The sequence below is a fragment of the Rhodoblastus sp. genome, assembly GCF_041915505.1.
In the GTDB taxonomy this organism is placed as follows: Bacteria; Pseudomonadota; Alphaproteobacteria; order Rhizobiales; family Beijerinckiaceae; genus Rhodoblastus.
Map to the genome: position 1 here is coordinate 1 of NZ_JAYSBG010000085.1, position 11,480 is coordinate 11,480.

Sequence of the window (11,480 nt, forward strand, 5' to 3'; positions counted from 1 at the left end):
CCTCGGCCAAAGCGGCGCTTACGGCTTCCTCTACGAGATGGGGATTGAGCTCGGGCAGTATCATGCGGCCTCGGACAAAGCGATGCGGCGCGCCAGCGTCAGGGCTTCGTCCAAGGTGATGGAGGAGGGATGGGCCTGCGCCGGGTCGGCCTGCGGGAAATCGGTGCGGAAATGGCCGCCGCGGCTTTCGCGCCGCTTATAGGCGCTGGCGGCGATGAGCAATGCGGCTTCGGCGCGGTTGCGTAGATCCGTCGAGCCCTCGGCCAGAGCCTGTTCGCGCAGGGCGTGAAGGGCGCGCAGGGCCTCGCGCAGGCCGGCGGCGTCGCGCAGCACGCCGACATGGCGGGCCATGACGGCGCGGATTTCCGCCGCGCCCTCGGGATCGGGCCGCGCAGGCTTTTCGCTTGGCGCGACCGGCGCCGGGGCGGGCAGAGCGGGCAGGGTTTCGGCTATGTCGCGAGCGACGCGGTCGGCGAACACCACCGCTTCGAGCAGGGAGTTCGAGGCGAGCCGATTGGCGCCGTGCAAGCCGGTCGAGGCGACTTCGCCCGCCGCCCACAGGCCGGGGAGGGACGCGCGGCCGCGCGCGTCGGTCCAGATCCCGCCCATGTGATAATGTTCGGCCGGCGCGATCGGGATCGGCTGGCGCGCCGGATCGATTCCCGCCGAGAGGCAGGACGCCGCGACATTGGGGAATTTCTCGGCGAATTTCTCGCCGACCGCCCGGGTCGCGTCGAGAAAGGCGCCGCGTCCGGCGGCGATTTCCGCGAACACGCCGCGCGCCACAATGTCGCGCGGGGCAAGTTCGGCGTCCTTGTGCAGAGCCGGCATGAAGCGTTTGCCGGCGCGATCGACCAGAACGGCGCCTTCGCCGCGCAAAGCCTCGGTCGCCAGCGGGGCGGGGTCGCGGCCGATGTCGATGGCGGTCGGGTGGAACTGGACGAATTCGGCGTCGGCGATGCGCGCGCCAGCGCGGGCGGCGAAGGCCAGAGCCGCGCCATTGGCCTGGGGCGGATTGGTGGTGAGGGCGTAAAGCGCGCCAATGCCGCCGCAGGCCAGCACGGTGGCGCGGGCGGTAAAGGCGCGCAGGGCGCCGGAAGCGTCGCGGGCCAGCACGCCGGCGACCCGGCCCGACTGGACGATCAGCTCTTCGGCCACGACATTTTCATGGATCGCGATCGAGGGCGTGCGGCGCACCTGCGCGATCAAGGCCTGCATGATGGCCGCGCCGGCGCCGTCGCCCTTGACCCGCACGATGCGGCGGGCGGAATGGGCGGCCTCGCGCGAGGGCGCGAGACGGCCGGCATCGTCATGGTCGAAGGGCGCGCCGAAGCGAAGCAGATCGTCGATGCGGGCGCGGGCCTCGCGGGCGACTGACAAAGCGACCGCCCGGTCGACAATGCCGGCGCCGGCGGCTTCGGTGTCGGCGGCGTGAAGCTCGGGGCTGTCGCCTTCCAGCACGGCCGCGGCGACGCCGCCCTGGGCCCAGACCGAGGAGGCGCCTTCGCCGACCGGCGCGGCGGCGAGAATGGCGACCCGCCTCGGCGCCAGTTTCAGCGCACAGAACAGGCCGGCCAGTCCGCCGCCGACGATCAGAATGTCAGGCTGAGACATTTCAGGCTTCCTGTCAGGCTTCCTTCCTCGCCCGGAAGGAGAGGGAAGACCCTCTCACTTCAGGTTGATCATCCGTTCGACCGAACGACGGGCGCGCTGGGCGAGGATCGGGTCAATGGTCACTTCCTCGCGCATATGGACCAGGCTGTCGAGAATTTTCGGCAGCGTGATCCGCTTCATATGCGGGCAGAGATTGCAGGGGCGCACGAAATCGACGCCCGGATTTTCAGCCGCGACATTATCGGCCATGGAACATTCGGTCACCAGCAGCACCCGTTTCGGCCTGTTGGTCTTGACATAGTCGATCATGGCCGCGGTCGAGCCCGAGAAATCGCACACGTCCACCACTTCCGGCGGGCATTCGGGATGGGCGATCAGCTGGATCGACGGATCGTCCTCGCGATAGCGCAGCAGTTCCTCCGCCGTGAAGCGCTCGTGCACCTCGCAGGCGCCATGCCAGGCGATGATCTTGACCTTGGTCTGGCGCGCGACATTGGCGGCCAGGAAACGGTCCGGGACCATGATGACCGTGTCGACGCCGAGGCTTTCGACCACCTTCACGGCATTGGAGGAGGTGCAGCAAATGTCGACCTCGGCCTTCACATCGGCGGAAGTATTGACATAGGCGACCACCGGAACGCCGGGATATTTGCGGCGGAGCGCCCGCACGTCGGCCCCGGTGATGGAGGCGGCGAGCGAGCAGCCGGCGCGCGAATCCGGGATCAGCACGGTCTTGTCCGGGCTGAGCAGTTTCGAGGTCTCGGCCATGAAATGCACGCCGCCCTGCACGATCACATCGGCGTCGGACTGGCCGGCGAGGCGGGCGAGCTGCAGCGAATCCCCGACCACGTCGGCGACGCAATTATAGATTTCCGGCGTCTGGTAATTATGCGCCAGAATAACCGCATTGCGCTGTTTTTTCAGCTCGTTGATCGCCTTCACATAAGGCGCGTGAAACGGCCATTCGATCGGCGGGATGATCGATTTGACCTTTTCATAGAGATGCGCGGTCTCGCGCTCCACCTCTGGCGTCCAGGCGAGGCTCGGCATGGGGAGCACGCCATGGCGCAGCGCGGCCGGGCTCGGCGCGGCGGTCGCCGGCTGGGTCGCGAAAGCCGCCAAAGGTTGAAGAGACGATGCTGCCTGCATGACGTTTACCCCCGTTATGCTCAACTTGAGCATAACATGAACCGATAAAAAGGCCGTCTAAACGGCTCTTCAGGATGCTCTCCTGTTCATACTTCCTACATATACTCATTCTGAGTATAAAGGCAAGGCCGATTCGCCTCGGTTCTTTCAGCTGATCTGGGCGCCGCGACTCATTCCGTCAACCTTTTCCCTCTAGGCTGCGCGCGCCAATTTCGGGATCCTCGTCGGATGACTTCGTCGGAATTTTTTCGCGCCGCCCGCGACCGGGATGGCCTCGACCAGGAAGGCCTCGACAAGGAGGCCCGCGCCCCGGCGAGCGCCCTGGGGCGATGGCTGGCCTTGCCGCCGCTCGCCGCCGCGCCGCCCGCCGATCTTAGCCTCGCGGCTCTGGCCGGCCTGGGTTTTTTCGCGCTGCTGCTGCCCAGCCTGCCGAGCCTGATGGCCGATCCCGACATGCTCTGGCACATCCGCACCGGCCGGGACATGCTGGCGTCGGGCCATGTCCCGACGGTCGACAGCTATTCCTGGACCATGACCGGCCAGCCCTGGATCGCCAAGGAATGGCTGTCGCAGGTTCTCTACGCCCTGGCTTTCGCCTTGGGCGGATGGACGGGCGCCGCACTGCTGGCGACCGCCGCCGCCAGCCTCGCTTACGCCATTGTCTTCGCCACGGTGGAGCGCCGCGCCGGCGCGCTGTTCGCCCTCGCCGCCACGCTCGCATTGGCTCTGGCCGGCAATTATCATCTGGTGGCGCGGCCGCATGTGCTCGCCTGGCCGGTCACGGCGGCCTTTGCCGCGCTTCTGCTCGACGCCGCCGAACAGGGCCGCGCCCCGCGCTGGCCGGCGGCCTTGCTAGTCGCGCTCTGGGCCGATCTGCACGGCTCTTTCCTGTTCGGCTTCATCCTGCTGCCTTGCTTCGCCTGGGAGGCGCTGGCGCGAACGACCGCGCCGCGCTGGCCGCTCGCCTTGCGCTGGCTGGCTTTCGCTTTGGCCTGCGGTTTGGCCGCTCTGGTCCATCCCTACGGCTGGGGCGTGATCACCGCCGCCCGCGACGTTCTGGAGCTCGGCCCGGCCATGAGCCTGATCTCGGAATGGCGGCCCCAGAATTTCGCGGGCTTCGGCCATTTCGAATTCATCTTGCTGCTCGGCTTGGGCGCGGCCCTGCTGAGCGGGCTGCGCCTGCCGGCGCCGCGCGTCGCGCTGCTGCTGGCGCTGCTTCATTCCATGCTCGCCCATGTGCGGCAGGAGACGCTCGGCCTGATGCTGATCGCGCTGCTGCTCGGCGCGCCGGTCGCGGCTTTGGGCGGCGTTGTCCGTCTCCCGCGCGAAAAAATCGTTCCGCTTGCCGTCGCGGTCGCGGCTTTGCTCGCGATCATGGCGGGCATGGCGGCGATGCGCGGACCAGTGACCTTGCCCGAGGAAATCGCGCCTACGGCCGCGCTCGACGCGGCGCGGGCGGCCGGCGTGACGGGACACGTCCTGAATGACGACCAGTTCGGCGGCTTCCTGATCGACCGGGGCGTGCCGACCTATGTCGACGGCCGCGCCGAGCTTTACGGGCCGATGCATTACGACCTGGCGATGGCGCTCGTCGGCCGCAAGCCGGACAAGCTCGCGGCTCTGCTGGCCGATCCGGCGATCGGCTGGACTTTTCTCCCCAGCGTCATGCCGGCCAATGCGACGCTGGCGTCCTTGCCCGGCTGGCGCCTCGTCTATCGCGACGAGATCGCCACCATTTACGCGCGCCGTTAGGGCTCAAGCGACGCTGAGCCGATGCGAGGGGGCCTTGATCGCGTCGCGATCAGGGAAAAGGTCTCACGTAATGACGCTCGGCTCGTCGCGGCCGGTATGGCGGCGGATATCGGCGATCTTTTCCGCGGCCGCGATCAGTTTGGCCAGCGCCGCCTGGGTTTCCAGATCGTGCTTGGCCAGATCGGGCTCAAAACGCTCGATATAGACGCGCAAAGTGGCGCCGGAGGTGCCGGTGCCGGAGAGCCGATAGACGATGCGCGAGCCGTCCGCGAACAGGATTCTGACGCCCTGCTGTTTTGACACCGAGCCGTCGACCGGATCGTGATAGGCGAAATCATCGGCCGCCGCGATGGTCAGAGCGCCGAGGCTCTGGCCCGGCAGCGCCGGCAGGCTGGCGCGCAGGCCGGCGATCAGGGCGTCGGCGCTTTCGCTGGCGACGCCCTCGTAATCGTGGCGGGAATAATAGTTACGGCCGTAGTCCGCCCAATGGGCGCGCACGATGTCCTTCACGCTTTGCTTGCGCGCGGCGAGAATGTTCAGCCACATCAGCACCGCCCAGAGGCCGTCCTTCTCGCGGACATGGTTGGAGCCGGCCCCCGCGCTTTCCTCGCCGCAGATCGTGACCTTGCCCGCGTCGAGCAGATTGCCGAAGAATTTCCAGCCGGTGGGGGTTTCATAGATGCCGACGCCCAGCTTTTCGGCGACGCGGTCGGCGGCGCGGCTGGTCGGCATCGAGCGCGCCACCCCGGCGATCCCGCTTTTGTAGCCGGGCGCGAGATGCGCATTGGCGGCGATGATCGCCAGCGAATCCGAAGGCGTCACGAATTGCCCGCGCCCGATCACGAGATTGCGGTCGCCGTCGCCATCCGAAGCCGCGCAGAGATCGGGCGCTTTTGCCGACATGGCGAGATCGTAAAGATGTTTGGCGTGGACCAGATTGGGGTCCGGGTGATGGCCGCCGAAATCCGGCAGGGGCTCGGCATTGACCACGCTGCCCGGCGCGGCGCCCAGCGCTTCCTCGAAGATCGCTTTGGCGTAAGGGCCGGTCACGGCGCTCATGGCGTCGAATTTCAGCGTGAAGCCGGCGCCGAACATTTGCTTGATGGCCGGGAAGTCGAACAGGCTTTCCATCAGCTTCAGATAGACCGCGACCGGATCGACGATCCGAACTTTGGCGCGGCCGACCTGGGTCTCGCCGAGCGCGTCGAGATCGACATCCGGCGCCTCGACGATTTTGTAGCTCTCGATGGTTTTGCTATGGGCGAAGATCGCCTCGGTGATCTTTTCCGGGGCGGGGCCGCCGTTGGAAATATTATATTTGATGCCGAAATCCTCGTCCGGGCCGCCGGGATTATGGCTCGCCGACAGGACGATTCCGCCAAAGGCTTTTTCCGCGCGGATCAGCGCCGAGGCCGCCGGGGTGGACAAAATGCCGCCGCGTCCGACCAGGATTTCGCCAAAGCCATTGGCCGCCGCCATTTTAATGACGATCTGGATGGCCTCGCGGTTGAAGAAGCGGCCATCGCCGCCGACCACCAGCGTCTTGCCCTCGAAACCTTCCAGCGAGGCGAAGATCGACTGGACGAAATTGGCCAGATAATGCGGCTGTTGGAACACTTTCGTCTTCTTGCGCAGGCCGGACGTGCCGGGGCGCTGGTCGGCGAAAGGCTTGGTGGCGATGGTCTGGACGGGGCTGAGCGAAACGGTCATGCGGCGGGGGTCCGAAACAGGTCTGGGGGTCTGAAGGGCGAACCGGCGCAACGTCTTGCCATTTCAGGCGATTTGGCGCCAGCGCGGCTTTCGGCGGAGCGTCAGGCGGGCTCGGGCTGTTGTTCGCTGGCGGCCTGCCGCGCCTGGACCCGCCAGACCGCGAGGCAGATCAAGGCGACGGGAATGCCGATGCAGGAGGTGGCGACGAAAAAGGCCGGATAGCCGAAGGCGGCGACCGCGAAGCCCGAAAATCCGCCGAGAATCTTGCCGGGCAACGCGTAGAGCGAGGAGAGCAGGGCATATTGCGCGGCGGCGTAGAGCGGCGAGGTGAGCGAGGACATGAAGGCGATCAGCGCCGTGCCGGCGAAGCCGCCGGCGAAATTCTCGACGCAAACCGCAAGCGTCAGCATCTTGATATCGGCTCCGGTCGCGGCGAGCGCCGCAAGGCTGAGATGCGACGCGCTGGCGGCGATGCCGCCGATCAGCAGCGAGGGCATCAACCCGAACCGGGTGACGGCGATTCCGCCCGCGAAAATGCCGCCGAGTCCGACCCAAAAGCCGAAGAGTTTGGTGACATTGGCGATCTCGGCCTTGGAAAAGCCGAGGTCGATATAGAGTGGGTTGGCCATGACGCCGGAGACGAAATCCGGCAGGCGGTAGATCGCCAGCAAGGCAAGAAACAGCAAGGCGAAGCGGCCATTGCGGCTGAAAAAATCCCGCAGCGGATCGGCATAAGCGGCCAGCGCGTCGAGATGGCCGCCGGGGCGTACGACGATATGGGCCTTGGGCTCGGGCGCGAGCACGCTGGCGCCGAGGCCCACGATCATCAGGCAGGCCATGGCCAGATAGGCGGCGCGCCAACTGACGAATTGGGCGAGATAAAGCGCGCCGGCGCCGGCGCAGAGAATCGCGAATTTATAGCCGACCTGACTCGCCGCCGACATTTCGCCCTGCTGTTCCGGCGGGGCGATCGCGATGCGCCAGCCGTCGATGATGATGTCTTGCGTCGCGGCGCAGAAGCCGAGCGCGAAGGCGAACACGATCGTATAGGGCAGGTTGTTGGCCGGATCGCCGAAAGCCATTGCCGCGAGGCAGAGGGCGACGCCGACCTGCGTCAGCGCCATCCAGCCGCGCCGCCGACCGAGCCAGCGTCCGAGCAGCGGCGCGTCATAGCGGTCGAGCAGCGGCGCCCAGAGGAATTTGAAGGAATAGGCCAGAGCCACCCAGCTCATCAGCCCGATATGCTCCTTGGACACGCCGACTTCGCGCAGCCAGGCCGATTGGGTGGAGAAGACCAGCAGGAACGGCAGGCCTGAGGAAAAGCCCAGCGCCAGCATCAGGGCGAGTTTCCGGTCGAGGAAAAAGCGGAGCTTGGAGGGACGCTGCGATTCGGCCTGCATGGGCCCGACTATGCCACGGATAGGGGGCAAAAGCGAAAAGGCAGGGCGCCTTTTTCGATCGTCTTTATGGGTTTTAGACGAATTTGCTGCTATTTTGCGGGAATCGGCGCGAGATCACGGGAACGGAAATGCTGACCAACAAGGGGAAATACGGGCTGAAGGCGATGGTTCATCTTTCGGGCCTGGCGCCGGGCGCGCTGGCTCAGGTGCAGGACATGGCCGATACCAATAATATCCCGAAGAAATTCCTCGATCAGATTCTCTCGGAATTGCGCAATGCCGGGCTGGTGTTCTCGAAAAAGGGCAAGGGCGGCGGCTATGCCCTGGCGCGTCCGGCTGCGCAGATCACCGTGGGCCAGATCGTGCGCGTGCTCGACGGGCCTCTGGCGCCGATCCAATGCGCCAGCGTCACGGCCTATCGCTCCTGCGACGATTGCGCGGATGAGAAGGTCTGCACGGTGCGGCTGGTGATGGTCAAGGCGCGCAACGCCATCGCCGAAGTGCTGGACAATCACACGCTCGCGGACATGCGCGCGTTGGCGGCGTCGGATCTATCGCCGCTGTCCTATCAGATCTGAGCCGCGTCGTCGGCCGGCGTCCAGATTTCGGGGAGCAGGCGCCGCGCGATCTTGCCATTTTTGGTGCGCGGCAGCGTGGCGACGAAGACATAATGCTTCGGGTTCTTGTAGGCCGCCAGATGGTCGGCGCAATGGCGCTTCAGGGCGGCTTCGTCCAAGACGGCGCCGGGCGCGGCGACGATGAAGGCGCAGATCAAAGAGACATCCGCGCGCGCCTTGCGCTCCGCCACGGCGACATCCGCTACGCCGGGCGCATGACTCAAGACCGCTTCGACCTCGGCGGGCGAGACGCGATAGCCCTGCGCGTTCATCAGGTCGTCGGCGCGGCCGTGCAGCCAGACATAGCCCTCCGCGTCCAGTTCCGCGACATCGCCGCCGACAAACCATTCGCCGCGATAAACGTCCTTGTCCGCTTCGGGCCGGCGCCAATAGCCCAGCATCAGGCCGGGGTCGGAGCGATGGACCGCGATCAGGCCGCTTTCGCCGGGCGGCAGCGGCGTCTCGCCGCCTTCCAGCGGCAGGATCGCCACGCGGCGGCCGGGTTGCGGCTTGCCCGGCGAGCCCGGGAGGGTGGGAACGGTCGGGCCGCTGGAAATATAGGTCGAGATTTCGCTCATCCCCAGCGCTTCATAGAGCGGCTTGCCGCAGCGCTCGTGGAATTGCGCCAGTAGCGCAGGCGCGAGCGCTTCGCCGGCGGTGAGGCCGTGGCGCAGGCTTGCCAGATTGTCCGCCGTGCAGGAGGGCTGGCGCAGCATCTGGCGGTAGATTCCGGGCACGGCGGCGAACAAAGTGGCGCCGAACCGGGCGATCAGCGCCGGCCATACGCCCGGATCGGCGGGTCCATTATAAAGAATGGCGGTGGCGCCTTTCGCGAAAGGGTCCATCAGGCCGACGCCGAGCGTATAGGTCCAGTTGATCGCCCCGGCGTGGAGCATGACGTCGTCTTCGGCCAGGCCCAGCCAATGATCGAACATGGGCGCGCGGCCGAGAATGACGCGCTGGGCGTGCAGTACGCCCTTGGGCCGGCTCGCGGTGCCGGAGGTATAGATCAGATAGGCCGGGTCGTCGGGCGCGGTAGCGGCATAATCGCGCGGCGGGAAGGCGGCCAGCCTCGCGAATTCGTCGTCGTCGATCCGTCGAGCGCCGTGGGCGGTGAGGCCGCTTGAACAAATGACCGCCTGGGCGCCGGAATCCGCGACCAGGAAATCCGCCTCCTCTTCGGTGAGCTGCGCGGAGGAGGGCAAAGCGATCAGGCCGGCGGCGATGCAGGCGAAGAAACTCAGGGCATAGCCGAGATCGTTGCCGCGCCGGATCATCAAGCGTGATCCCGGCGCGAGGCCGAGCGAGGACAGGCCGGCGGCGAGGCGCCGCACGGCGAGGTCCAGTTCGCTGTAGCTCAGCCGGTTTTCGTCGGCGCCGTCGGTGAGGATCAGAGCGGTCTTGTCCGGGCGGCGCGCGGCGTTCGCGGCGAGGCAATGAGCGGCGAGATTGAAGGGGGCGGACATGGCGGGAAACAATCAGACCTTCATCGTCCTGTCACCTGATTTTCATAGGCCCGTAGACCTGATCCAGCCGCGCCCGACGGAAAGGAACGCCTATGTCCCAAGCGATGCAAGTCGAAAGCCTGAACGCCCGCAAGACCTATGAGCGCATCGCCTCGGTCTACGACCTGCTCGACGCGCCTTATGAAATCGGCTGGAAGCGCGCCCTGCGCCGTCGCATGTTCGAGGGGCTTCAGGGCGCCATTCTGGATGCGGGTTGCGGGACCGGCTGCAATTTCATCGCTTACCCGGCGGGCGTGAAGGCCTCCGGCTGCGACGCCAGCGCCGCCATGCTGGAGCGCGCGCGGACGCGGGCGGAAAAAATGGGCCTGGAGGTCGAACTGCGTTGTTCGGACCTGACCCGGCTCGACTGGCAGGACCGGACCTTCGACGGCATTGTCGCCACTTTCGTCTTTGCTTGCATCGAGGATCATGAGCAGGCTGCCGCTCTGTCCGAACTGCGCCGCGTGTGCAAGCCGGACGGCGAAATCCGGATCGTCGATTACCGGCTGTCGCCGCGTTCGCTGGTGCGCGCCCGGCAGAAGCTGATGTCGGCCTGGCTGAACGGGACGTTCGCCGCCACCTATACGCCGACCACGGAGAAATATTTCGATCAGGCCGGGCTCGAAGTGATCGAGGAAAAGTTCATCCGCAGCGACGTGCTGAAAATGATCCGCCTGCGCCCGCGCCGATAGACCGGCCGCAATCGTTCGATCAGGGTTTTCGCGGCGGCGCTCTATGCGCCGCCGCATTTTTTTGCGTGTTTTGATGCAAATCAATTCGATCCTTCGCGGCGTGCCTATAATATCGATAAAATGAAAATATATCGCTGATATGCGATTTTGTCGCCTTAACGGGCGGATCGGGGAGAGGATTGTTCCGTCCGCGCGATGCGGCGGGCCAAGGCAAGTCCGTTCATAAGCCGATCGAAATCGGCGCTTTCGCCACATTCCCGCTTTCGCGGCGGGGTGAAGGATCGCGTTTGCGCCGCGCCTGATTTGCAGACGGGAGGCGAAGCCTTCGCAGCAAGGGAAAGATGGTGCGAATTCGCGGCGAACCGATCAAGGCGCCGGGAAAAATGGCCGAATGGCCAGATCATGAGGAGGAAAAAATGGCTTTAAGCGGCGTTTTGCGGCCTGGCTTCATCCAGATCCGCGTGCTGGACATGCCGGCGGCGATCGAGCATTACACCAAGCGCATCGGCTTTCATCAGGTCTGCGAAGGCCCCGACGGCCGCGTCTATCTCAAGGCGGCCGATGAATTCGACCATCATTCGATTGTGCTGCGTCGCGCCGGCGAGGCGGGCGTCGACATCACCGCCTTCAAATGTCTCGAAGACGCCGACCTCGATCGTTTCGCCAAACGCGTCGAGGATTATGGCTTTCCGGTCGATCACGTTCCCGCCGGCGAACAGCCCGGATCAGGCCGCCGCATCGGTTTCACCATCGCCTCGGGGCATCGCATCGAGCTTTACGCCCAGTCCGAGATGTCGGAGCCGCATCCGCTCATTCATAATCCGACCGTGTGGGAAGTCGAACCGCATGGCATGCGCGCCCGCCGTTTCGATCACGCGCTGCTTTATGGCCCGGACATCGAAAAGAATCTCGACTTCTTCACCCGCGTGCTCGACTTCCGCTGCGCCGAGCGGGTGGACATGCCCGACGGCCTGCTGGCGATCTGGCTCACTTGCGGCATGAAGGCGCATGACATCGCCTTCGTGAAATATCCCGAGCCGA

9 protein-coding genes are annotated in these 11,480 nt (G+C 65.8%); 4 read left to right on the forward strand and 5 right to left on the reverse strand.

Annotated elements, in window-relative coordinates:
* Window positions 1-60: 60 nt before the first annotated feature.
* Both ACE3S9_RS07600 and nadA read right to left on the reverse strand, forming a co-directional pair.
* The gene (locus ACE3S9_RS07600) at window positions 61-1,614 is read right to left on the reverse strand and encodes an L-aspartate oxidase (RefSeq protein WP_374545841.1); all 1,554 of its coding nucleotides are present in this window, start codon (window positions 1,612-1,614) and stop codon (window positions 61-63) included.
* Window positions 1,615-1,668: 54 nt separating this feature from the next.
* Window positions 1,669-2,763 carry a quinolinate synthase NadA gene (nadA, locus tag ACE3S9_RS07605; protein WP_374545842.1) on the reverse strand — a complete coding sequence of 365 codons (1,095 nt, stop codon included), beginning with the start codon at window positions 2,761-2,763 and terminating at the stop codon, window positions 1,669-1,671.
* A 228-nt stretch (window positions 2,764-2,991) separates the two neighbouring features.
* On the opposite strand from nadA, the gene ACE3S9_RS07610 reads away from it, so the two are divergent.
* Window positions 2,992-4,515 carry a hypothetical protein gene (locus ACE3S9_RS07610; RefSeq protein ID WP_374545843.1) on the forward strand — a complete coding sequence of 508 codons (1,524 nt, stop codon included), beginning with the start codon at window positions 2,992-2,994 and terminating at the stop codon, window positions 4,513-4,515.
* Between the two features lie 63 nt (window positions 4,516-4,578).
* Here the strand turns inward: ACE3S9_RS07610 and ACE3S9_RS07615 are convergent, their stop codons facing one another.
* Both ACE3S9_RS07615 and ACE3S9_RS07620 read right to left on the reverse strand, forming a co-directional pair.
* Complete coding sequence (locus ACE3S9_RS07615) at window positions 4,579-6,225, reverse strand: alpha-D-glucose phosphate-specific phosphoglucomutase (RefSeq protein ID WP_374545844.1); 1,647 nt, start codon at window positions 6,223-6,225, stop codon at window positions 4,579-4,581.
* Window positions 6,226-6,326: 101 nt separating this feature from the next.
* Window positions 6,327-7,625: an AmpG family muropeptide MFS transporter gene (locus tag ACE3S9_RS07620; protein WP_374545845.1), complete on the reverse strand. Its 1,299-nt coding sequence runs from the start codon at window positions 7,623-7,625 to the stop codon at window positions 6,327-6,329.
* Window positions 7,626-7,753: 128 nt separating this feature from the next.
* On the opposite strand from ACE3S9_RS07620, the gene ACE3S9_RS07625 reads away from it, so the two are divergent.
* Entirely contained in the window at window positions 7,754-8,203 is a 450-nt protein-coding gene (locus tag ACE3S9_RS07625) for an Rrf2 family transcriptional regulator (protein ID WP_374545846.1), read from the forward strand.
* On the opposite strand, the gene ACE3S9_RS07630 is transcribed toward ACE3S9_RS07625, so the two are convergent.
* Window positions 8,194-9,708: a class I adenylate-forming enzyme family protein gene (locus ACE3S9_RS07630; RefSeq protein ID WP_374545847.1), complete on the reverse strand. Its 1,515-nt coding sequence runs from the start codon at window positions 9,706-9,708 to the stop codon at window positions 8,194-8,196. The two genes, ACE3S9_RS07625 and ACE3S9_RS07630, sit on opposite strands and share 10 nt — an antisense overlap.
* A 92-nt stretch (window positions 9,709-9,800) precedes the next feature.
* Between ACE3S9_RS07630 and ACE3S9_RS07635 the strand changes: the two genes are divergently transcribed.
* A complete protein-coding gene (locus ACE3S9_RS07635) occupies window positions 9,801-10,439 on the forward strand; it encodes a class I SAM-dependent methyltransferase (protein ID WP_374545848.1) in 639 nt (212 codons plus the stop codon).
* A gap of 416 nt (window positions 10,440-10,855) precedes the next feature.
* On the forward strand, window positions 10,856-11,480 hold a 625-nt coding region (locus tag ACE3S9_RS07640), incomplete at its 3' end, for a VOC family protein (protein WP_374545849.1).